The sequence below is a fragment of the Streptomyces sp. NPDC046379 genome, from assembly GCF_055587785.1.
On sequence record NZ_JBVJFP010000022.1, the window covers coordinates 12,155 to 31,696 of the forward strand.

The 19,542-nt window shown below is 69.5% G+C and carries 24 protein-coding genes and 1 pseudogene; 10 read left to right on the plus strand and 15 right to left on the minus strand.

What is annotated here, in order from left to right; genetic code table 11:
* Positions 1-5: 5 nt before the first annotated feature.
* Entirely contained in the window at positions 6-275 is a 270-nt protein-coding gene (locus ACZ6KF_RS29630) for a hypothetical protein (protein WP_469241196.1), read from the minus strand.
* A gap of 327 nt (positions 276-602) precedes the next feature.
* On the opposite strand from ACZ6KF_RS29630, the gene ACZ6KF_RS29635 reads away from it, so the two are divergent.
* Positions 603-1,028 (plus strand): hypothetical protein, encoded by a 426-nt coding sequence (locus ACZ6KF_RS29635; RefSeq protein WP_469241198.1) that lies wholly within the window; start codon positions 603-605, stop codon positions 1,026-1,028.
* 336 nt (positions 1,029-1,364) lie between these two features.
* Here ACZ6KF_RS29635 and ACZ6KF_RS29640 read toward each other — a convergent pair whose 3' ends face one another.
* The 3 genes from ACZ6KF_RS29640 to ACZ6KF_RS29650 are packed head-to-tail and all read right to left on the minus strand — an operon-like array spanning position 1,365 to position 3,919.
* On the minus strand, positions 1,365-1,802 hold the full coding sequence (locus ACZ6KF_RS29640) for a type II CBASS E2 protein (RefSeq protein ID WP_384201948.1): 438 nt from the start codon (positions 1,800-1,802) through the stop codon (positions 1,365-1,367).
* Positions 1,774-2,910, minus strand: coding sequence for a nucleotidyltransferase domain-containing protein (locus tag ACZ6KF_RS29645; RefSeq protein WP_266399289.1), 1,137 nt, complete (start codon positions 2,908-2,910; stop codon positions 1,774-1,776). Before ACZ6KF_RS29645 ends, ACZ6KF_RS29640 begins: the two co-directional genes overlap by 29 nt.
* Before the next feature lies 1 nt (position 2,911).
* Positions 2,912-3,919 carry a CBASS cGAMP-activated phospholipase gene (locus ACZ6KF_RS29650; protein ID WP_469241200.1) on the minus strand — a complete coding sequence of 336 codons (1,008 nt, stop codon included), beginning with the start codon at positions 3,917-3,919 and terminating at the stop codon, positions 2,912-2,914.
* Between the two features lie 157 nt (positions 3,920-4,076).
* Here ACZ6KF_RS29650 and ACZ6KF_RS29655 point away from each other — a divergent pair, with 157 nt between their 5' ends.
* The gene (locus ACZ6KF_RS29655; RefSeq protein WP_389828193.1) at positions 4,077-5,102 is read left to right on the plus strand and encodes a helix-turn-helix domain-containing protein; all 1,026 of its coding nucleotides are present in this window, start codon (positions 4,077-4,079) and stop codon (positions 5,100-5,102) included.
* A gap of 163 nt (positions 5,103-5,265) precedes the next feature.
* Here the strand turns inward: ACZ6KF_RS29655 and ACZ6KF_RS29660 are convergent, their stop codons facing one another.
* The gene (locus tag ACZ6KF_RS29660; RefSeq protein WP_469241202.1) at positions 5,266-5,628 is read right to left on the minus strand and encodes a hypothetical protein; all 363 of its coding nucleotides are present in this window, start codon (positions 5,626-5,628) and stop codon (positions 5,266-5,268) included.
* A 220-nt stretch (positions 5,629-5,848) separates the two neighbouring features.
* On the opposite strand from ACZ6KF_RS29660, the gene ACZ6KF_RS29665 reads away from it, so the two are divergent.
* A complete protein-coding gene (locus ACZ6KF_RS29665) occupies positions 5,849-6,544 on the plus strand; it encodes a hypothetical protein (RefSeq protein ID WP_469241204.1) in 696 nt (231 codons plus the stop codon).
* Between the two features lie 150 nt (positions 6,545-6,694).
* On the opposite strand, the gene ACZ6KF_RS29670 is transcribed toward ACZ6KF_RS29665, so the two are convergent.
* Positions 6,695-8,212 carry a LacI family DNA-binding transcriptional regulator gene (locus ACZ6KF_RS29670; RefSeq protein ID WP_469241206.1) on the minus strand — a complete coding sequence of 506 codons (1,518 nt, stop codon included), beginning with the start codon at positions 8,210-8,212 and terminating at the stop codon, positions 6,695-6,697.
* A gap of 50 nt (positions 8,213-8,262) precedes the next feature.
* Positions 8,263-8,643, minus strand: coding sequence for a helix-turn-helix domain-containing protein (locus ACZ6KF_RS29675; RefSeq protein ID WP_469241208.1), 381 nt, complete (start codon positions 8,641-8,643; stop codon positions 8,263-8,265).
* Here ACZ6KF_RS29675 and ACZ6KF_RS29680 point away from each other — a divergent pair.
* Together ACZ6KF_RS29680 and ACZ6KF_RS29685 are read left to right on the plus strand one after the other, a co-directional pair.
* Positions 8,638-8,904 (plus strand): DUF2399 domain-containing protein, encoded by a 267-nt coding sequence (locus ACZ6KF_RS29680; RefSeq protein ID WP_469241210.1) that lies wholly within the window; start codon positions 8,638-8,640, stop codon positions 8,902-8,904. The genes ACZ6KF_RS29675 and ACZ6KF_RS29680 overlap by 6 nt on opposite strands.
* 748 nt (positions 8,905-9,652) lie before the next feature.
* The gene (locus ACZ6KF_RS29685) at positions 9,653-11,422 is read left to right on the plus strand and encodes a hypothetical protein (protein ID WP_469241212.1); all 1,770 of its coding nucleotides are present in this window, start codon (positions 9,653-9,655) and stop codon (positions 11,420-11,422) included.
* Positions 11,423-11,831: 409 nt separating this feature from the next.
* On the opposite strand, the gene ACZ6KF_RS29690 is transcribed toward ACZ6KF_RS29685, so the two are convergent.
* On the minus strand, positions 11,832-12,050 hold the full coding sequence (locus tag ACZ6KF_RS29690; RefSeq protein WP_469241214.1) for a hypothetical protein: 219 nt from the start codon (positions 12,048-12,050) through the stop codon (positions 11,832-11,834).
* A gap of 157 nt (positions 12,051-12,207) precedes the next feature.
* Between ACZ6KF_RS29690 and ACZ6KF_RS29695 the strand changes: the two genes are divergently transcribed.
* Both ACZ6KF_RS29695 and ACZ6KF_RS29700 read left to right on the plus strand, forming a co-directional pair.
* On the plus strand, positions 12,208-12,555 hold the full coding sequence (locus tag ACZ6KF_RS29695) for a hypothetical protein (RefSeq protein ID WP_356630569.1): 348 nt from the start codon (positions 12,208-12,210) through the stop codon (positions 12,553-12,555).
* 151 nt (positions 12,556-12,706) lie between these two features.
* Positions 12,707-13,258, plus strand: coding sequence for a DUF5994 family protein (locus ACZ6KF_RS29700; RefSeq protein WP_469241216.1), 552 nt, complete (start codon positions 12,707-12,709; stop codon positions 13,256-13,258).
* 48 nt (positions 13,259-13,306) lie between these two features.
* Here the strand turns inward: ACZ6KF_RS29700 and ACZ6KF_RS29705 are convergent, their stop codons facing one another.
* The 7 genes and pseudogenes from ACZ6KF_RS29705 to rpmG form a co-directional block, all read right to left on the minus strand.
* A complete protein-coding gene (locus ACZ6KF_RS29705; RefSeq protein WP_356630717.1) occupies positions 13,307-14,365 on the minus strand; it encodes a PucR family transcriptional regulator in 1,059 nt (352 codons plus the stop codon).
* A gap of 139 nt (positions 14,366-14,504) precedes the next feature.
* On the minus strand, positions 14,505-14,648 hold the full coding sequence (locus ACZ6KF_RS29710) for a hypothetical protein (RefSeq protein ID WP_356630565.1): 144 nt from the start codon (positions 14,646-14,648) through the stop codon (positions 14,505-14,507).
* A 448-nt stretch (positions 14,649-15,096) separates the two neighbouring features.
* Positions 15,097-15,384 (minus strand): hypothetical protein, encoded by a 288-nt coding sequence (locus ACZ6KF_RS29715; RefSeq protein ID WP_469241218.1) that lies wholly within the window; start codon positions 15,382-15,384, stop codon positions 15,097-15,099.
* Between the two features lie 580 nt (positions 15,385-15,964).
* Positions 15,965-16,207, minus strand: coding sequence for a 30S ribosomal protein S18 (gene rpsR, locus ACZ6KF_RS29720; RefSeq protein WP_469241220.1), 243 nt, complete (start codon positions 16,205-16,207; stop codon positions 15,965-15,967).
* A gap of 64 nt (positions 16,208-16,271) precedes the next feature.
* On the minus strand, positions 16,272-17,435 hold the full coding sequence (locus tag ACZ6KF_RS29725) for a GTP-binding protein (RefSeq protein WP_469241222.1): 1,164 nt from the start codon (positions 17,433-17,435) through the stop codon (positions 16,272-16,274).
* Between the two features lie 83 nt (positions 17,436-17,518).
* A pseudogene (locus ACZ6KF_RS29730) lies at positions 17,519-17,764 on the minus strand (type B 50S ribosomal protein L31); the annotation flags it as partial.
* Positions 17,765-17,769: 5 nt separating this feature from the next.
* Complete coding sequence (gene rpmG / locus ACZ6KF_RS29735) at positions 17,770-17,934, minus strand: 50S ribosomal protein L33 (RefSeq protein WP_356630557.1); 165 nt, start codon at positions 17,932-17,934, stop codon at positions 17,770-17,772.
* A 92-nt stretch (positions 17,935-18,026) separates the two neighbouring features.
* Here rpmG and rpmB point away from each other — a divergent pair, with 92 nt between their 5' ends.
* From rpmB to ACZ6KF_RS29750, 3 genes are all read left to right on the plus strand, one after another.
* A complete protein-coding gene (gene rpmB, locus ACZ6KF_RS29740; RefSeq protein WP_356630555.1) occupies positions 18,027-18,263 on the plus strand; it encodes a 50S ribosomal protein L28 in 237 nt (78 codons plus the stop codon).
* On the plus strand, positions 18,263-18,568 hold the full coding sequence (rpsN, locus tag ACZ6KF_RS29745) for a 30S ribosomal protein S14 (RefSeq protein ID WP_356630553.1): 306 nt from the start codon (positions 18,263-18,265) through the stop codon (positions 18,566-18,568). Before rpmB ends, rpsN begins: the two co-directional genes overlap by 1 nt.
* A gap of 152 nt (positions 18,569-18,720) precedes the next feature.
* Positions 18,721-19,446, plus strand: a complete 726-nt coding sequence (locus tag ACZ6KF_RS29750) for a dienelactone hydrolase family protein (protein WP_356630551.1) — start codon at positions 18,721-18,723, stop codon at positions 19,444-19,446.
* The last annotated feature ends 96 nt before the right edge of the window (positions 19,447-19,542 follow it).

A 19,542-nucleotide genomic window follows, 5' to 3' on the forward strand; every position in this document is an offset into this window, starting at 1 on the left:
AGGCATCAAGCCCCGGGCACACGCGTCGACGTCCACCAGGCCGTGACGCGGTACGCCATCCCGTCCACGTCGTACGGCTGGCTCAATCCGAAGTGGTCGGTCAGCTCATGATGGAGAAACGCGCGGATCTGCCCCCGGTCGGCGCCGCCCCTCAGCCGGTCGAGGACCGGGACGATCATGCAGTCGTACTCGTCGTCCACGGAGTCGGCCACGCCGATCGGGTCCCACTCGTTGAGCAGGCGCCGTAGATCGTCGTACACGTCCGCTGCTGTCATGGCCGCAGGATGTCATGTCCCCTGAGTGATCGATCCTGGGCCGTCTCTGGGCCGTCCAAGGGCGCCCGAGGCCGATCGACGGCGACCGGCAGTGACAGACGACAGTCAGGCGCTCGCCCAGCAACCCCAGGTCAAAGCCCTCCCCGCGAACACGTTTCCTCCCAGGGGTGGCGGTGCGGCAAGATGGGGTGTTTCTCTCCACGTCCGTCCCGATCGCCTGCGACACCCCGAGTCTCAGCAACAGGCTCGGTAGGCCCATCGAGTGATTGTGAGCATGCGGCCAGCAAGGTACGTTCGCACGGACCGGTACGACACACAGGGGGCGGGATGTCTGCATATGGTCGCGAGGACAGCGAGTGGGACTGCCTGGTGGACACAGGGCGCGAGTTCCTCATTGAGCGGGCGAAGTTGGGCAAGCTCACTTCGTACACCGAGCTCAACGTCACTTTGGCCAGGCGAACTGGCTGTCGACTTTTCGACTTTGAGCGTGCCGACGAACGAGCAGCTATGGGACATCTGCTCGGTCTGATCGTGGAACGAGACCAGCAGATCGCACCCTCTGATCCCCCGCTGATGCTGTCGGCTCTCGTCAACTACCTGACCGCCAACGATGCCGGCCCCGGCTTCTACCAGCTCGCCAAGGAACTTCAACTCCTGCCCATGAGTGCGTCGAAGGATGAGAAGGACAGCTTCTGGATCAAGCAGGTACGACGGCTTTACGAACGCCACGGGGCGAGGCCGAACCTGGCCTGAGCGGCATCCGTGAGTGTCTAACTGCGTGACAACGCCTACGAACATCGGCGAACAACCGCGAACGCCTGTGGACCATCAGCACAGGTGAGAGCCACACCAGCCCAAGGCAGCGCCCCCGCCCAGGTTGCTTCGGGACGAAGAGGTCGTGGGTTCAAATCCCGCCACCCCGACAGTGAAGTACCAGGTCAGGGGCCTGATCCGCTCAGCGGGTCGGGCCCCTGAGTGGTTCCGGGGGCCACTTTGGGAGCCATTTGGGAGCCGACTTCCGAATGCGGCTCCCCTGGCGGCCACTCTTCGAGATCAGGAGCTGGTCGGCTCACGCCGCCCGACGGTCGGCTACTCCCCATCGTCGGGCTCAGCGGGCGGCGGCACGGCATAGTCGTGGCCGCTGCCAGTCCAGCGCCCCACGACCCGCCACACCTCGTAGTGCAGGAGCCACTCCGAGGCCCACGGCAGGATCGTGTGTGAAAGGAGCATGTCCTCCTTCCACTCCCCAGGCAGATGCAGGCACAGGTCGCCGTCGGCATAGACATGGGGCAAGGCGGTGGCACGCGGATGCAGAGCCAGGGGCGGGTCGATGACCATCACGCGCGGTCGGTGTCGGTGCCGGTAGGTGATCCGTACCGTGTAGCGCCTGCTGGCGGGCGTGGGTTGGAGGAAGACCGTGCAGACGAGCTCACCGCTCCGCACCGTTCCCTTGGCCTCGGGAAGGACGGCCTTGATCGCGGCCAATTGCCGACCGAGGTTAATTGCGCGGTGAGGAATGCTGGCCATAGAAGGTGTTCTTCGGCTTGCGGGGGCCGACCGTGGTCGGGGAGAGCAGTCCGGTGGGGCCCATTCGGTTGTTGGTGGCTGCACTCACGCGGGCGGCATAGCGCTCGTAGGACCGGCGGACGGGGTCGGGGTCGAAGGACTTTGCGAGTCGCTCAAAGACTGCGTCCAGGCCCTTCGTCTCCATGCCGGCGAGTTCACTCACGGTCGTGGCGATCTCGTCGTACCAGGCGTGAAAAGCCTTCTGGCGCTCGGGGTACTCGTTCCACTTGTCGGTGAAGTTCTCCGCCTTGTGCGCCGGGTTGGGCACCCACCACTGGCCGTCGCGCCTCTCGATGAAGGTCAGCATGTTGTCAAGCACGCTGCGCACGGCAGTGAACAGATCATCCTCGCCGCTGTACGCGTGTCCGGCGAGCGTGGTGATGAGGATCGACGGCGGCCGGTTGTCGATGTCCTCCGCGAACATGATCATGCAGTGCCACTTGAGGATCTGCACGACGCGTTGCAGCGGACTGCGAACTGGCCAGGTGGGAACGTCCGCGACGTTGGCGTGTCGCTTCTCCAGAATTTGGCGGGACAGTTCCGATCGACGCCGGAACCAGTCCGCGTATCCGATGGGGTTACTGCGCTGCCACTGCCAGAGATCCTTGTCCGTCAGGCGGATGCCGGTGGGCGGGCGGTCCTCGTCCGGGATGGCGGGCAGGACATCAAGGTGGAACCCCGGATATCCCAGGGTCCAGCAGCGGCGGCGAGACTCGATGGATTCCGGGCCGTCGGTGTGGCCTCGGTCCTGCTTCCACTTACGGTAGGCAGTCAGCTGATCGCCGACCCGCTGCTTGAGCCGCTCTTGCGTAGTGCTCTCCGGGCGCAAGGGAAGGTGGCAGACCAAGTCGATGTCGTACTCGCCACCGGGTGTTCCTGGGCGAACCACGGTGCCCAGGCGGAAGGAACCCTGGGGATAAATCTGCCACCCCGGGCTGCCGTTCTCGGCGAGCCAGGTGCCGACCTCCTCGTAGCGTTCAACAGCGTTGTCATGCAGTTCGGGGGAGATGTCGAGCACCTCCACCGCGCCGTCGAGCAGCATCGACAGCATCTCATCGAGCGAGTCCACGTCATTCCTCACATGCGGGGTAGAAGGGCGCGAACACCACAGCGCGGTGATCGCAGAACATGCGATGGACGGTGGGCGAAGCGTCGCGGCTGACATGGCCGGCGAGCCCGTAGAGGGTCTCGGTGTCGACCTTGTCCAGCGCGACGGCGCCGGTCGGTACCGTCGGATTGAGGCGGAGCACATTGGCCTTCCCGACGAAGTGCTTCACCTGTTTGGCTGCGCTCTCGCTCTGTGCCCGCATAAGCACCTCCACGGCGTCGCGAGCCCAAGGGAGCATGCCGCCGCGGTCCAAACGGCGATGGCGGCTGCGGACGTCGATCGTGGTCCCCAGGCTGAACACCCGGATCGCCTTGAGCGGAACCGAGAGCGGCCCCACCGCCTCGGTGAGCGCGACCATGGTCGGGTTGTTCGCCCACACGCCGCCGTCGATGAGGCGCGCTCCGTCCAACGGCATCCCGGGCAGGTAGGTCGGCGCCGCAGAGGTGGCGAGTGCGACGTTCACAGCCTTCTCGCGCCAGTCCCGCTTCAGGGTGGGCAGATGCGGGGTTCGGAAAGGGTAAACGTCATCGGCGGCGACGTTGTACGAGGTGATCACGAGTCGTTTGGTGCTCTCCCCGAAGGTTCGGTCACCGAACACCTCGGTGAGCGCTGCCTTCAAAGGCTCGGAGTCGTACTTCGCCCGCACCAGGTGCCGGATACCGCGCATCCGGCTGCGATCCCGGAAGATCCGCGGGCCGTGCTCGGTGTAGAAGGTGAGGATCTCCCGGGGCGACAGCCCGAGGCCGAGACCCAGCGCGATGATGCCACCCGTAGAGGTGCCCGCGATCAGGTCGAAGTGATCGACGATCCGGGTGCCGAGATCTTCCTCCAAGCGGGTCAGGACCGCTGCGGAGAACATGCCGCGAAATCCGCCGCCGTCCAAGGCCAAGATCTGGAAACGCTCTGTCAGTTCAACCGCCCCCGGCACCACGGCTCCCAGAAGATCCGGCCCGCCGAGCCGGATCTTCACTTTCGAGAGTACTTAATATCACAGCAAGACTTTCCGCGCGGCCTTCTACACTCAGATCGTAGTGCTTATGCCGGTGGCGCCCCCTGGGGCGTGTGTGGCTTCCGCGATCCGCCAAGATGTGGGGGCCGAGATCAAGCAAGGACAGGCAAGGGGAGAGATGAGCACGCAGGCGTTCGAGCGCACTCGACTTCGAACAGCCCGCGAGCTGGCCGGGTTGACCCAGGCACAGCTGGCCAGAGAGGCTGGCCTCACACCTGCCGCGATCAGTCAGTTCGAGAGCGGGGCGGCGCGCCCGAGCCCAGAGTCTGTCGGCACTCTGGCCGAGATCCTCGCGGTACCCCCCGCGTTTTTCCACGAGGCGATGACCGAGAGCCACGAGGGCTTCTTCCGGTCGCTGCGCCGAACATCGGTGGTTGACCGCCGCCGCGCCCGAGCGATCGCTCATGTCGCACACGACTTGGCCGTCCGGGCCTCAGCCGCGCAGCGGTTCTGCGCAAGCGACGTACCCGTGATCCCCGTTAGCGGGCTGGACGTCCCTGCAGCCGAGATCGAGCAGACCGCCGCCCGCGTCAGGTCCCTATGGGAGCTTCCCTCGGGCCCAGTCGGGAATGTCGTTGAGCTACTGGAAGCACACGGGGTCGCCGTGATCCGTCTTCCCCTCGACAGCGCAGACGTCGATGCCTTCTCTCTACCCTTCGCCGACCACCCTGTCGTCGTTCTGGGCACCGACAAGGACGACCGTGCCCGATCCCGGTTCGATGCCGCACACGAACTCGCCCACCTTGTACTACATGGTGAGCAGATCTGGGGCGTCAAAGAGGTCGAGACGCAGGCCCACCAGTTCGCGGCAGCCTTCCTCATGCCCGCCGAGGACATCTACGACCAGCTGCCGACCACGGTTGAGTGGTCAACCCTGTTCGAACTGAAGCGGCGTTGGCAGGTGTCTTTGGCTGCCCTGCTGATGCGTGCACGGACGCTGGGCCGCATGAGTGAGAGCACGTACTTGACGGCAATCAAGGCTGCATCCGCCAGAGGGTGGCGACGTATCGAACCCGTTCCCCTAGGCCGGCCGGAACAGCCAGCAGGGCTTTTGCGGTACCTCGCCTCCCCTGAAAGCGGCGCTGCACGTGCCGTTCTGCCGCCGCGGATCGTGGAGAGTATCGAGGTCGCGTCAGCGGCATAGCGGTCCATTGTTGTGGACCGGGGTCATGGGTACGCCGGTCCTCGGCCAATTCGAGTGCTCCCGCGCCCCGAACTCGGCCGACCGTTGGAGCTTGCTCTGGGCGACGACACTGGCAACGGTGCTGGAGGCCGGGGGGAGGTTCAGCCAATGACCAGGGTCGACGTCATTCCTCGCGATGCTGAGCGCATACCTGCTGTTGCTCGTCCCGCCAGCTCCAGTTCGCCGACCGAGAGAAGGGTAGGCTTCTGGCAAGGTCGGAAAACTGGTCGGATGGCTCGCGGCTGGCCTTGTTGACCACGATCGCCGAGAGCATCGGTGCTCGTCCGTCTTCATTGTGATGAAGGCAGACATCCTTGAGCAGGTAGGTCATGACTCCGCGGTGAGGCGGGATGGAGTCGAAGCCCTGTGCCGCCAATTCGGCGCTCAGCTCCCCGTACGTGATGGTCTGTCCCTGCCTGGCTCGCTTGCGCAGGATCTCCACGGCCGCTTCGACCGCTGCCGGGTACTCCGGGTCCTTGATCCTCATTGTCCCTCCCCCATCGCGTGGCCACTGCCCAGCCTGCGCATCGTACCGGCCGGACACCGGCCCAGTACGGCTAGAGGCGGTCCAGGAGCGAGGCGCAGCAACCGAGATCGACTCAGAACCGCCTCCCCCGTCTATCGATTCTGCGGTCGCCCCAGAGCGGGCCTGAGTAGGCTTGATCGCGAATCATGCCCCTGGCCCTCGATGGGAGGTTGGAGCAACAGTGGTCAACCCCTTTGCGCCGCCGCCAGAGATCTCCGGTCAGCCTTTATGGTCTCCGCTGGACGAGTACCTCTGGCACACCTGCGACATCCTCGCCGACATTCTCGAAGGGCAAGTGGCCAGACGGCCGGTTGTAGCCACGACGGCGCGACTGCATCACGGAGACCGGGCCGTCGCTGTTGGACCTGGACAGCGTCTGACCTGGCGGGCTCTCGGCAATGGACGCTACAGGCGCAACGATGTCTTCGCCTTCGGCAACCCTGGAGTGGTGCTCGGAACCCTCGCAGCGAATGCGATCGGCAATGCCTCTCGCCGTCGCCAAGCAGCCCACGATGCCCAGCCCCGGTGGGTACTGGACGGGGCTGGCGAAGTGACCCTTACCCTTCAAAGGCTGCACTTCGCCAACCACGCCTGTGAACTGGACCTTGAATGGCGCGCGTTGGGGTCCATCGAACTCGTAGCTGCTGATGTTTTCCAGACGAGTTTCGTGAACACGCAGGGCGCTCGTACCACCGTTCGTGTGCAGACACCGTGGGCATCGCTCGCCTTCGCGCTCGCCGCGATCACCGCGTTTCCCGCACATCCACGCCTGCTCAGCCGTGGCTGGCTGCCGCCGGACTTCGAGCAGCGCTGTGCCCTAGCAGGCCGCCCTTGCCGTCCAGCCACACAGCTAGCACTACGTGGAAGCGGCTCATAAGGGCGAGCCTTGACGGGGATCACCGTGCCGATGCCATGTATCTCCGGCAGCGAGCCCGGAAGGTCAAGAGCTAAAACGCAGGTACCGGACCCGAAGCCGCTCCCAGCGGCAATGACACTGCACCGCAGGCATGCTACGGGGCAAACGTAGCTACCGAACGGCGACCGCGCGAGCGCGTAGGAGATCGTTGAGCACGCGCACCGGCGACGCCGGAGACAGCGCCAGTCGGGCGTCGAGCGCCGACTCCCATTGCTCGGTCAGCCCGAGCTTGAGGCGCTGCCGCATGCCTGGGGTGACGTGGGCGTAACGCGCCGAGACCGAGCCGTCGATGTGGCCCATGCGTTCGTCCATGAGCACCTTCTCGGTTCCCAGGTCCTCCATCATCGTCCGGTGGGTGTGGCGAAGGCCGTGGGGCGTGAGCCCCTTGGCTATCGGGAGCCAGCAGGCGTCAGCCCGATCGCTGGCACCCCGTCCCCGGGCCGGGACGCCGGGCCACGGCTCGCCGAGCAAGGGCACCGGCCGTGGCTTCTGCGGCGCCTTCTTCGGGTACCAGCCGGAGACCGCCGGCGTGAACAGCCAGGTTGCGAAACCGTTCCTGCGCCAGTGGGCGGCATGCTCCGGCACGACGCCGCCCCGCACGAACCCGAGGTCCGCGATGGCCTGCTCGACCTTCGCTCGCGTGGCCTCGGTGACGCGTTCGGGGTGGTTGAGCACGTTGGACACCGTGCCGGTCGAAACGTCGGCACGACGGGCGACGTCGACGAGCTTCGCGCCCTGGTGGCCCCCGGTACGGGCCGCGCCCTGTCCTCGGAAGACGTAGGTCTTGCCGTGACAGGGGCACGGCTTGGGCTTCGTGCGGGCGATGTGGTTCGCGACCAGCGCGGACAGCCAGTCCATCGAGTCGATGGTGCGGTAGCTGTCGTCCTTCGGCGGGCAGCGCACCAACTCCCCCGAGTCGAGCTCGTACAGCTGCCACTCGACACGGACGGCTCCAGGGCGGACGAACGCGGTCTCCAGGCCGACGATCTCGCCCCAGCGCATGCCGGTGTACCCCTTGAGGACCACGGCGACGAACTCGTCGTCACGGCCGGAGAGCAGGGCGGCGCGCTCGGCGGTCAGCAAGATGCCGAGCGCGTCGGTGACCACCTTCTCCGGACCACGGTCTCGGGAGCGGCCGGCGCGCTTACCCCGTCCCCGCCGCCGAGCAGCCGGGTTGGACGTGATCAGGCCCTCGTCGATCGCGTCCTCGAAGATCAGGTGGAGCGTCGAGCGCCAGGTCTTGACGCTGGAGGCCGCGTAGAGGGCCTTCTCCTTCTTCTCCCACAGGTCGACGTCCGTGCGCAGGATGCCGGCGAGCGCCTTGTCCTCGAACTCGGGGAGCAGGTGCTCTTCGATGTGGCGCTTGTAGTTCTGCATGGTCGAGGCGGCCAGGTCTTGGGCCTCGTACCAGCGGTTCGCGTACTCGCCGAAGGTCTCCTGGCCGAGGGCCAGGTCGCGCCAGTCGCCGCGACGGTACTTGTTCTCGGCCTCGGCCGCTGCCCGTTGGGCCTCGCCCTTGGTGGCGAACCTGATCGCCTTGCCGTTCTGATCGACGACCGTGTTGTGCTTGCCGGGCGCGACCTTGTACCGGCCGCGCCAGTAGTTTCCGCGCTTCTCCGCGAAACCCAAGTCCCGCTGTCCCCTCTTGGTTGTCCTCGGCTACGGCAGATGCGATCGGGTCACGCGACAGTGCTGTACTGCTGCTGTCGACGCGGCGGGCGGGCCCGCAGGCGAGTCGCCGGCGCCACGGCGGGGCGGCGACGTTGCGCGGAGTCGATCTGCGTACCGGGCTCGGAGAGCGGCTCGGTCGCCCGGGCGGCTGTCTGCGCGGGCTGTGCCGGCCGCTCCTCGTAGAGGCGGATGGTCTCGGCGAGGTGCTCGGCGGTGAAGCGGTAGGCGCGGCCGACCCGGGTGTGCGGTATCAGGCGCCGTCGCGCGCGGTCCTTGACCCACCAGGCCGAGCAGCCGAGGGTGTCGGCGATCTCCTCGGGGCGGTAGAGGCGGGGTGGAGGGGCGTCGGACGGCCTGTGGGGGACGGGCGCGGGCGTGGGTCGGTGCAAGGGGGCGGCTCCTGGTCGCGAGGGCGGAACCGGATCATCCGCCGTTACGGAGCCCAGCCATGGCGTATGGGCGCCGAGGACTACGAGCACCTGGCCGCTCGAAGCCAGGCGGAGGGGATCCCTCAGTTGCCGCTCGACGGCCAGCCCGTCAGCGCGGCTTGGGACCCGGGCCTCGCTCCTGCGATGACCGCTCTTGGGGTAGCGCTCCATGAAGAGGTCACCCTTGACCTTCTGGTGAACGACTTGTCGGGTCTGGCGTAAGGACACCCCGGGACACGCGACAAATGGTCAGGGTAGGAATGCCGGTGCTGGGAGCCATCTGGGAGCCAACCCGCTCCCCGAACCCCTTCCAGGCCCCGCGACACCAACCGAGCCCACCCCTCTGACCTGCGGAAACGCGATCGAGGCTGGCAGGCTCACCAACCGAACCTCATTCGGGACGAAGAGGTCGTGGGTTCAAATCCCGCCACCCCGACAGGGAAATACCAGGTCAGGGCCTGATCCATCAAGTGGATCAGGCCCTGTCGGGTTTCCGGAGATCGTTCGGGAGGAATCCGGGAGAGGGTCTTGGTCGGGGTCTCCAGCCTCGTCGGGGACTGGGTGACCGGACGGAAACCATGCCGGAGAAGTCGGCGTCCGCCCCCGTGACACAGGACCTGTGGGTCGGCGGTGGACGGATCAGGCCGGTGTCTCGTGCGGTCCGGGAGTGCGGAGTGTTCGGGATGCACGTTTTCGACAAGTGGGTTCGGCTACCTCGCTGAACGGCGTGAACCGTGGAGACCTTCGTACGTGTCCCGGACGCCACCGGCGAGGCCGTACCCGAGGACGATCTCTTCGCCGGACTGCGCTGATCCACTCCTCGGGGGCGGGGCCCTGAAGGGCTCGGCCGGCACCGGCCGGTGCGGAATCAGCCGGGTGGATTCGGGCCGAGCGGCGGGGAGTTGAGCCGTAGACTTCGGCCGTCAACGCCGACGATGTCCGGCCGTTGCGCGCGGGGGAGGAGAGTCGCATGCAGGACCCTTCGGAGTCGATGGGGATCGCCGGGCCTGAGGAGAACGGACGGAGCGATACCGCCGGCTCACCTGTCGTGGACGACCCGACGTCCCACTCGGACATCGACTCGACGACGGCGTCGACGGTCCTGGTGGAGGTGCTCCCAGGGGTGGCTGTCGTCGCCGGTGAGGTCCCGCCGGAGCTGAAGCCCGATCTGATCGACTTCGGGATCGTCCCGGCTGCCGACCGCGAGCGGATCTCGGCGATTCTGGCCTCGATCGGGAACGCGGCGACCGTGGCCGGCAATCTCGGAAACGCGTTCGCCGGCGTGCAGGGGCTCTACAGGATCGGCGACACGGCACGGGCCCTGCTGAACAGCGGCGCGACGCTCGCCGTCAAGGACGGTGGGAACCTCGGAACGGTGATGGTTCCCGGCCGCATCCTGCATCACGCCCGCTTCTACCCCGTGACTGCGGTGAGCAGGGCGCAGACCGCGGCCTCGATCGGGCCGGCGCTGGCCATGGTCGGCCTTCAGATGATGCTGAGTGAGGTCTCGGGCCTCGTCAGGACCAACCTCGCGGTGACAAGTGAGGTCCTCACCGCCGTCCGCAAGGACCAGTGGGCCGAACTGACGGGGCTCGTCGCCGCCGTCGATCGTGCGGTCGACCAGGCGCGAGAGATCGAAGCGGTCCCGACGTCCTTGTGGGAGGACGTCGCAGGCAGTGGAGCGCTGCTGCAGAAGCAGTTGGAGCGCTATCAGGGGAACGTCCGCGACCACGTCCGGCAGATCGGTCGGGGCGACGCACGCAGCCACCGTGAGTATCTGCACAGGAACGCCGAGGCGATCGCGTTCGACGCCTACGCCCTCCTGTCCTCCCTCAAGGCATGGACCGGGTATCACGCGCTGCGCGCCGCAAGGGCCAGAGCTGCTGGACGCGAGGACGCCGCCGAGGCGCAGTACGCCGAGGTCATCGCGCGCGACACCCGAGCGGAGTTCGACTCCACTCTCGCAGCGTCGACGAGCCTCGTCGACGCGCTGACGCGGGAGCTGCGGATCACCGCCGAGCTACCCGGACCCGACGCATGGCCGCTGCCGGGGAAGCGGAAGGACGTGAAAGCGGCCCGCGAGACCTCCGCGCGTCTTCTGGAGGCGATCGAACCTCTTGCCGACGCTCTCCATCCGCCGGCCCCTCCGCTCGAGGCTCCGGGCGTCGTCTGCGCGCCCGAATCGCTGGATCTCAAGCCGTACCTTCGCATCCTGCGCTGGCTCCTCGAAGACGGCGAGACGCTACGCGTCCTCGGCTTCCCCGACCAGCTCGACGCCCTCGGTCCCCTTTCTGCGATCGTCGGCGGAGCGAAGGAGAAGTTGGCGGCGGCGAGGGACAAGGCTGCGGCGAAAACGCTCGTCGCCGTCACGGATCGCCGCGTCATCACGGCCAAGGCGAACGCATTCCTCGAGCAGACCGAGATCCGACAGGACATCCCGATCGATCAAGTGCGATACGTCCGAGCAACGACCACGCACGACAGAAGCGCGCGCTTGGCGATCGACCTCATCACGCGCGACGAGAACATCCGGTGGCTCTTCCACACCGACATCGACAACCTTCGCGTGGGAGCGCTTGCCGCCGTGCTGGCCGAGTCGATGACGATCCCGGACGGTGAACGCGAGGAGCTGCAACGGCGGCGCTACGCCCCGATCGAGGCGGGCGAGAAGAGCGGGAGTGCCGGCACGGGGTCCATCGGATCGACTGGATCCGAGGCCACGACCGAGGATGCCGAGTAGGCACCATCCTCACGCGGTGCCGGATTCGACCCGGTAGACGTTCTGCCGTGGCGCAGCGCCTCAGCGGCGCATACGGGGCGACCAGCCAGGGCGTGCAGGCGGCGGCGAACTGCTCCGGCGACAGGGCGCCGATGCACTCGCCGCTGAGGACCCACCGCACCAGGGTGCCGACGCAGGACACTCTCCCCGGATGACTTCGGCCACCCCACCGCCGCTGTCCGGCCCTCTCCTCCCCTGCTCGTACGGTTCCTTCCAGCACTCCGGTGCCGCATCGGGCAACGTTCGCCCTGTTGTCGGATGACGATGGCGGCTCATGGTGAGCGGCGCGGCTACCTCGGCGTTGAGTTGGTGGTCGGCCCAGAGGCAGCTGTCGGGCAGCAGGTCGGTGCTCGAGACGGTTCGGAGGTGGTCACCGGCGCGCCGACGATGACCTATAGGGCAGGGAAGCCGCCGCGCCGATGAGAACGAGTTCGGCGCAGGGTCCTCCGGTGAAGTGGTAGGCGTTCACCGCGGTGACGATCCGGCCGCCCTGGACGAGAGGACTCGAGCCGATCGACCACTTCGCGGCCGGGACCGGTGGGGAAGCGGCCACGGCGTAACCGACGCAGGCGAACCGTCTTCGTGCCACGTTGACACACCCTCTCCCCGCACGTTGACTGGCAGCACGGCGCAGGGCATGGCGCTCCGGTGTACCGGAGTTGCGGTGCTCGCCTCGCCCGCACGCGAGCGTCGACATGACCAGACATGACCAACGGCGCCTTCTGGCGCAGCGGAAGGCATCCATCATGTACGACCAGTCACGCGCCCAGCAGCCCGCCGGTCAGCCCCGGAGCGCCGACCCGCGGCGTGTTTCGGGGCCCGAGCCGCTGGTGCCGGCGGCCCGGCGGGACGAGGTCGCCTCGCGGCTTCGGCACGCCATCAATACCTTCGCCGACGATCCGCGCGAGGCGCTGGAGGAGGCGGAGGCGGCCTATGACGAGGCCGTAGCCCAGCTCGTGAGCGCGTTGGAGGAGCGGCGGCGGGTGCTGCGTGCCGGGTGGCAGGAACGGGAGGGCGAGCAGGAGCAGTCCGACGAGCTGCGGCACGCGCTGCGGCAGTACCGGGAACTCACCCAGCGGATGCTCGGTCTCTAGGCGTGACGGCCGCGAGCCCGCGCCGCCGACGTGCGCGGAGTAGTGTGGGGTCACCGAGGGCATTTCGCACACCGGCTTCCACGCCGGGTCGTTCTCGGAGAACGATGAAACCCGGGCCGCCTCAGACGCGGCCCGGAGACGGGTCCGCATCATGCCGGCGACCTTGCATCCGATCCCTCCGCACCACGAGCCCGCCGCACCTCCCGCGGCGCGTCTCGCACTGAAGACCGACGGCCTCTCCCGCGGGCTGCTGGACGGCGCCTGGTGGCCCCGCTCGCGGGATCTGCTCACCGAACTTCCGCTTCTGACCGCCGTGTTGGACCCCTTGTGGGGCCGCACCACCCGCGTCGCCGTCAACCCGGCACACTGGCCGGTCATCCCGCGCAAGGTTCCCGTGGACGGCCACGTCGTCAAGGTCGGCTGGTTCACCCTGGAGATCGACCCGCACAAGCTGCTGCTGCTCTCCTACGGCATCGGCCGCTGGGACCTGTTGGTCGTCCCGCCCGAGGCGGACGCGGAGTCGGCGGCCCGTCTCATGGCCGCCGCGTCGGACGACGACGGCCCGCCGTCGACCGCCAGCGCGCTCATCGCCGCGGACACGGCCGAGCACGGTGTCGCCGTCGTCGCCGTTCCGGAACAGGCCGGTCCCGCCGATCCGGATCATCAGGCCGTTCGCTCGGCCATCGGTTCCACGGGGGTGTGAGCGGCCGGGAAGGAGTCGGGCCGCCCGTCGGACGGCGGCGGTGTGCTTCTAGGGCCTCGACGGCCAGTCCAGCAGGCGGGCGCCGATCACCGCCGTCTGGAGGGTGTAGCGGTGGACCGGGTCCGAAGGGTCCGCGCCCGTGAGTTTGTGGATGCGTTCGAGGCGGTACGTGAACGCGCGCACGCTCAGGGACAGGCGGCGGGCCGCCTCCGTGGCGATGCAGCCGGAGTCGAAGTAGGCGGCGAGCGTGGCCAGGAGGGGTTCGGCGCCGCCGCGGGCCTGGCGCAGGGGGCCGAGGACGCTGGCCACGAGGTCGGCCATCGCCTGCCGGTCGCGGGCGAGTACGGGGTAGACCAGCAGGTCGGCGGCGCGCAGCACGGGGTCGTCCAGGTCGAGGCGGTCGGCCAGGTCGAGGGTGTTCAGGGCCTCCTCGTAGGAGTGGGCGACGCCGGCCGCTCCCGACTGAGGGCGCCCGATGGCCACCCGGCCCCCGTCCGTGGCGGCGTACGCCTGCTTGGCGAAGTACGTGAGGACGTCCTCCTGGTCGCCGGGCGCGATGCACACGAGCCGGCCGTCCTTGGTGGTGAGCAGGATGCTGCGGTCGCCGAAGCGGCCGATCAGCGCGCGCTCCACCTCCTGGGGGACCGGGTCTCCCTCGTCGTACGCCGCCGCTCCGCGCGCCACCGCCACCGCGTGCGCGTACGACAGCCGCAGCCCGTAGCGTTCCGCGCGCTCGGCGAGCCGGCCCAGGTCGCTGCGGCCGTAGAGCAGGTCGTCGATGAACTCCCGGCGTGCCGCCTCCTCCTGGCGTACGGCGTGGAGCTGGGCGCGTTCGTAACCCTCGGCGAACGCGTCGACGGCCTGGGCGGCGGCGGCCAGGACGCCGTCGGCGCCGGCGCCGTTGCCGCGGGGCCAGTGCGAGCGGGTCGCGGCAAGGTGGGCGCCGACCAGGGCGCGCAGGCCGAGGCCGGCTTCCGCGGCCTTCTCCCCGAGGGCCCTGCGCGAGTCCAGTTCGTCGCGGGTGAGCCGGCGGCCGGTCGCCGAGGCGTCGGCGAGGATGCGGGCGTACCCCTCCAGGTACTCCTCGGGCACGTCGCGCCCCGCCATGTGCGCCCCCCGTCGTGCGACCCGCGTGACCGTCACGGCGGCCTTTGCCGTGCCCGTCATCGTGCCCGTGCTCGTCGCGGTGCTCGTGTCCGTCGCCGTGCTCGTGCTCGTGACCGTGGCCATCGTCTTCCTTGCCTTCCTATCGCACAGGTCCGGGGTCGGTCATCTCGCTGCCGCTGTCGGCCGTCGATCCCATGAGCCGCCTGTCCCGACGGACGAGCACGGCTGTCGTGATCGCGACGATCAGAGCGGCGGCGAGGGGCGGGATGAGGAAAGGCGTCATGGCTGGTCCTCCCGTCCGGTGGCACGGCATGGCTTGGCATGGCTGATCACGGGTGCGGGGCCCGCGGCGACGGTCCGTCCCGCCATCGCGCGGGCGGGGGCTCGATGCCGGGCACCTGCCGGTACCCGGCATCAGGAGCACTCCGTGTGCTCCCCTCCGCCCTTATCCTGCCGAAGGCGCGGCCGTCGGCGCATTGCCGGACTCCGGCAGTCTTCGGTGGGCGCTCAGTGCCGGTCGGCGTCAGGCGGGCGGGGCGTACGCGCCGGGTTCGACCGGGCCGGGCCGTGGTTCGGTCGAGTCGGGCTCGGGGGCAACCAGGCCCGCTGGTCCAAGGGCAAGCGGCCCGGCCGGGCCAGGGGCGGTCCGGCCGGACCGAGGGCGATCCGGCCGGACCGAGGGCTGGTCGGGCCGGGCCCCGGGTCGATCGCGCCGGGGCGTACGCGCCAGGTCATGCGGGCCGGGTGGGCCTGTGGGCCGGGTGGGCCGGGCCGGGAAGTTCAGGGTCGGGTCGTCCCTCCGCCTCGGCATCGGCCGTGCGCGTCCGCCGCGCCGGCCGCCGTCCGGTGGCGTGCCGGGCCCCCACCGCCAACACGGCCGACGTGGCGGCGAAGGCGACGACGAGGCGGTTGAACCACGCGTAGCCGCCGTCGGCGGGGTACGTCGTTCCGTCGTCCAGGACGCAGTCGAAGGCCGGTGGGAGGTACGAGGCACGGTGGCCTTCGAGCCGCTCCACCATGTGGTCGGGTACGCCCTCGCGGCAGGCGGGCGCCGGGGAGGAGTCCGCCCCGACCGGTACTCGTGGCCGGCAGGTTCCACGGAGCCGAGCGCCATGACCAGCAGCATGACCGCGGCCGCCGCCGACATGCCCGCGCCCCGGCGCGCCAGCCGCACGCGCCAGTCGGGACGTCGGCCCGGCAGGACCACGGACACCAGCTTGACCACCACGGCGATGGCCACAAAGGAGCGGCGAAGGGAGCCGCCGGGGCCGGCAGGACGAACACGTTCCGGCTCCCCCTTCGCCGACCCGGCAACCCGGCAACCCGGCGACCCGGCGATCAGGCGCAGGGACGCGGACGTCGTCGGACGGCCTGGTCGGTCCGTCACGGTACGCCACCGATCCCGACCGGGTCGTCGTCGGCCTGTCCGCTGTCCATTTCTCGGACGCTTCGTCCGTGGCCGCGCCGGACGCCGTCGAGATCGAGAACGCCGAGCGCGGCAGGACGGTCGGGATCAGCGGCCCGAGCGAGTCCGGCGCCCGCCTGCACGGCGTCCTCGGCGGCGAGTCGACCGGCGTCCCCTGCTCCCGTCGCCCGGGATCACCGGGAGCCGTACGGCAACAGCGCCATATCGCGGGCGTTCTTGACGGCTCGCGCGATCTGCCGCTGCTGCTGCCGCGTCACGTGGGTCACGCGGCGGCTGCGGATCTTGCCGCGGTCGGAGATGAACTTCCGCAGCAGGTCGGTGTCCTTGTAGTCGACGTACGTGATGCCGGCGGCGTCCAGCGGGTTGGCGCGGGGGCGCCTGGCCGCCTGTCGGCCGGGGATCGGGCGTCGGGGCATGGGAAGCGTTCCTTTCGCAATGAGTGCGGCACATGTGCGGCTTCGTCGCCTGTCGCGACGGCGTTCAGTGCACCGGGTCGAGCAACTCGTCGAAGGCGTGGGGCAGTCGGCGCCAGTCGTCCCTGCCCGCCGCGTACTCGGCCTCGGTGAGCAAACAGGAGTCGAGCAGCGCGAGCAGGCCCTCGCGGTCGAGGCCGGGGGACGTGAAGGTGAGGTGCTGGCAGCGGTCGCCGTGCTCCGGGTGCCAGTCCACCGAGGCGGCGGCACGGCGTTCCGCGGGCACCATCTCCCAGGCCGCGTCGGGCAGGGCGGCGAGCCAGGGGCCGGCCGACTCCACGCACAGGGCGCCGCCGGCCGCGTCCCAGGACAGCAGGGTGTCGGGGCGGTCGGCCAGCCAGAACCGTCCGCGGCTGCGGGCCGCGGCGCAGGTCAGGTCCTCCAGCGCGGCGTAGAGACGCTCCGGGTGGAAGGGCCGTTCGCGCCGCCACACCATGGTGGTCACGCCGTGCTCGTCGCGCTCCTGCGGCAGCAGCGCGGAGGCGGGGTGCACCCGGGCGGCCGCCGCGTCCGCGTCGAAGCCGGCCAGCAGGGCGGGACCGAAGGGGCTCGCCACCCCCACCTTGCTTGCCCCCGGTGTGAGTTGGGCGAGCAGCGCGTGATCGGTCCCGTCGGCGGTCTCCCCGTATGCCGTGTCCTCGGCGAGAGCGATCACGGTCGGGTACTCCAGCTGCCGCGCGAAGGTGTCCGCGACGGTGCGCCGGTCGGTCGGGGCGGCGGCGAGGCCGGCGTCGGACAGGTCGTCGCCGTTGGAGAGGTACGGCAGCACGAGCGCCGGATCGACGGCGGTGGCGACGCCGGTCAGGGCCAGGGGGGCGCCCGCGGCGGTGATGACGGGGGCCATGGAGTGCGGTTCGACGGAATCCCACAGTTCCACGACGGCCAGCCGGTGCCCGTCCGCCTCGGCGATGCGCAGCAGTTCGGGGACGAGGTCCTCGCGCAGGGCGCAGCAGGCGCAGTCGTTGACCAGGGGGGCCTCACCGCTGTCCAGCAGGCCGACGGCGTCGCGTACCGTCCGGTGGACCGTGCCGTCGACGGCGTGCGTCAGGTCGTGGTGCAGCGCCACGGAGCCGGGGACCGTGCGCAGGATCTCCTCGACGGCGGCCCGGCGGGCGTCGGCGTGCAGCCCGGCGACGATCGCGACGGGCAGCCGCGCACGGCCGCCGCTCACCGCTCGCTCCCGTCGCTGCGTGCGCTGCGCTCGCTCCGGTCGCTGGGCTCGTTCCGCTCGTTCCGCGCACTCCGCTCACTCCGGCCGGAGGCTCCGTAGCGCCGTTCGAAGCGCTCGACGCGGCCCGCGGTGTCCAGGACGCGCTGGGTGCCGGTGTAGAAGGGGTGGCTCGCGGAGGAGATCTCGACGTCGACGACCGGGTAGGTGTTGCCGTCCTCCCAGACGACGGTCTTGTCACTGGTGAGGGTCGACCGCGTGAGGAACGCGTAGTCGGCGGCCCGGTCGCGGAAGACGACGGGGCAGTACTCAGGGTGGATTCCGCGCTTCACGGCTCTCAGCGCTCCTCACGGAAGTCGACGTGCCGCCCGGCGACCGGGTCGTACTTGCGCAGCGTCAGGCGGTCGGGGTTGTTACGGCGGTTCTTGCGGGTGACGTAGGTGTAACCGGTGCCGACGGTGGACCTCAGTTTGATGATCGGGCGGAGTTCGTTTCGGGCCATGGGCAGCAGCATACGTTATTGGTTTTCATTTTCATCTAGGGGTAGTGTGCTGACCGCCACGCACCGCACCCCACGCTCCAGAAGGAGGAAACATGTCCGCCCACTGCCAACTCACCGGCCGGCAGCCCGGCTTCGGGCACCAGATCTCGCACTCCCACCGGCGCAGCAAGCGCCGCTTCGACCCGAACATCCAGCGCAAGCGCTACTGGCTGCCGAGTGAGGGCCGCTACGTCCGCCTCACCCTCTCCGCCAAGGGCCTCAAGACGGTCGACGTCATCGGCGTCGAGGCCGCGGTCGCGCGCATCCGCGCCCGGGGAGGGAAGGTCTGATGGCGAAGAAGAGCAAGATCGCGAAGAACGAGCAGCGCCGTCTCGTCGTGGCGCGCTACGCCGCCCGCCGCGCCGCGCTGAAGGCCGTCATCGCCTCCCCCCGCACCTCCGACGACGAACGCGACGCCGCCCAGCGGGAACTGCGCCGCCAGCCCCGCGACGCCAGCGCCACCCGCGTCCGCAACCGCGACGCCGTGGACGGCCGTCCGCGCGGCCACCTGCGCACGTTCGGCCTGTCCCGCATCCGCGTGCGGGAGATGGCGCACGCGGGGGAGCTGCCGGGGGTGACCAAGAGCAGTTGGTGAGGGCGGGCGGCGGCCTCGCCGACCCTCGCCACGGGGCGCCCGAGCACCCGGGCGGCACCGCGGGGTGGTTCCGGAACGCGCCAGAGACCTGCCTTCTGCCAGCGGCAGAACACCGGCCCGACCGGGCTCGGCCATCACTACAGTCCAGGCTCATGACGGCAGTTGCCACGCGCACGATCGAATACGCGGCCGACGGCCTGACGATGATCGGGCACCTCGCGCTCCCGGCCGGTGGCGACCGCCGGGCCGCGGTCCTGGTCGGGCCCGAGGGGGTGGGGCTCAGCGACGTCGAACGCCGCCGCGCCGATGCGCTCGCCGAGCTGGGATACGTGGCGCTGGCCTTCGACCTCCACGGCGGGCGCTACTTGGGCGACCCCGAGGAGATGTCGGCCCGTTGCATGCCGCTGCTCGCCGACCCCGACCGGATGCGAGGCATCGGCCACGCGGCGCTCGACGTGCTCCGCGCCGAGCCGCGGACCGACCCGGACCGGATCGCCGCCGTCGGCTACGGCACCGGGGGCGCCATCGCGCTGGAACTCGGGCGCGACGGCGTCGACCTGCGCGCGATCGCGACAGTCAACGGACTGACCACGGGCCGACCGGGCGAGACGGCGCGCATTCACTGCCCGGTGTGGGCCGGGGTCGGGTCGGAAGACCCGATCATGCCGCCCACGCAACGGGACGCGTTCACCGCCGAGATGCAGGCTGCGGGCGTCGACTGGCGCCTCGTGGTCTACGGCGGCGCCTTGCACGCCTTCCATCACCCACCGGTCGACCACATCGTGCTTCCCGGGGTCGGTCATCACCCTCAGCACGCGCGGCGAGCCTGGCGGGACGTCGTCGACCTGCTCGCCGAGTGCCTGCCCGTAACGGAGTGATCCGGGCGGACTGGGGTTCGGTCGCAGGCCCTGACGACTCGTTGCTTCGAGGCATCGCTCCGGAGAGCGTCACTCGGACTCCTGCGGACGGCGGTG

What these genes read in the sequence shown, in the direction of transcription:
- rpmG (WP_356630557.1), bottom strand. Translation starts at nt 17,934, where the DNA reads ATGGCCCGAAACGAACTCCGCCCGATCATCAAACTGAGGTCCACCGTC.
- ACZ6KF_RS29685 (WP_469241212.1), top strand. Translation starts at nt 9,653, where the DNA reads ATGCAGGACCCTTCGGAGTCGATGGGGATCGCCGGGCCTGAGGAGAAC.
- ACZ6KF_RS29635 (WP_469241198.1), top strand. Translation starts at nt 603, where the DNA reads ATGTCTGCATATGGTCGCGAGGACAGCGAGTGGGACTGCCTGGTGGAC.
- rpmB (WP_356630555.1), top strand. Translation starts at nt 18,027, where the DNA reads ATGTCCGCCCACTGCCAACTCACCGGCCGGCAGCCCGGCTTCGGGCAC.
- ACZ6KF_RS29705 (WP_356630717.1), bottom strand. Translation starts at nt 14,365, where the DNA reads ATGGCGGGGCGCGACGTGCCCGAGGAGTACCTGGAGGGGTACGCCCGC.
- ACZ6KF_RS29655 (WP_389828193.1), top strand. Translation starts at nt 4,077, where the DNA reads ATGAGCACGCAGGCGTTCGAGCGCACTCGACTTCGAACAGCCCGCGAG.
- ACZ6KF_RS29640 (WP_384201948.1), bottom strand. Translation starts at nt 1,802, where the DNA reads ATGGCCAGCATTCCTCACCGCGCAATTAACCTCGGTCGGCAATTGGCC.
- ACZ6KF_RS29660 (WP_469241202.1), bottom strand. Translation starts at nt 5,628, where the DNA reads ATGAGGATCAAGGACCCGGAGTACCCGGCAGCGGTCGAAGCGGCCGTG.
- ACZ6KF_RS29630 (WP_469241196.1), bottom strand. Translation starts at nt 275, where the DNA reads ATGACAGCAGCGGACGTGTACGACGATCTACGGCGCCTGCTCAACGAG.
- ACZ6KF_RS29750 (WP_356630551.1), top strand. Translation starts at nt 18,721, where the DNA reads ATGACGGCAGTTGCCACGCGCACGATCGAATACGCGGCCGACGGCCTG.
- rpsR (WP_469241220.1), bottom strand. Translation starts at nt 16,207, where the DNA reads ATGCCCCGACGCCCGATCCCCGGCCGACAGGCGGCCAGGCGCCCCCGC.
- rpsN (WP_356630553.1), top strand. Translation starts at nt 18,263, where the DNA reads ATGGCGAAGAAGAGCAAGATCGCGAAGAACGAGCAGCGCCGTCTCGTC.
- ACZ6KF_RS29715 (WP_469241218.1), bottom strand. Translation starts at nt 15,384, where the DNA reads ATGGTGGAGCGGCTCGAAGGCCACCGTGCCTCGTACCTCCCACCGGCC.
- ACZ6KF_RS29700 (WP_469241216.1), top strand. Translation starts at nt 12,707, where the DNA reads ATGCCGGCGACCTTGCATCCGATCCCTCCGCACCACGAGCCCGCCGCA.
- ACZ6KF_RS29695 (WP_356630569.1), top strand. Translation starts at nt 12,208, where the DNA reads ATGTACGACCAGTCACGCGCCCAGCAGCCCGCCGGTCAGCCCCGGAGC.
- ACZ6KF_RS29710 (WP_356630565.1), bottom strand. Translation starts at nt 14,648, where the DNA reads ATGACGCCTTTCCTCATCCCGCCCCTCGCCGCCGCTCTGATCGTCGCG.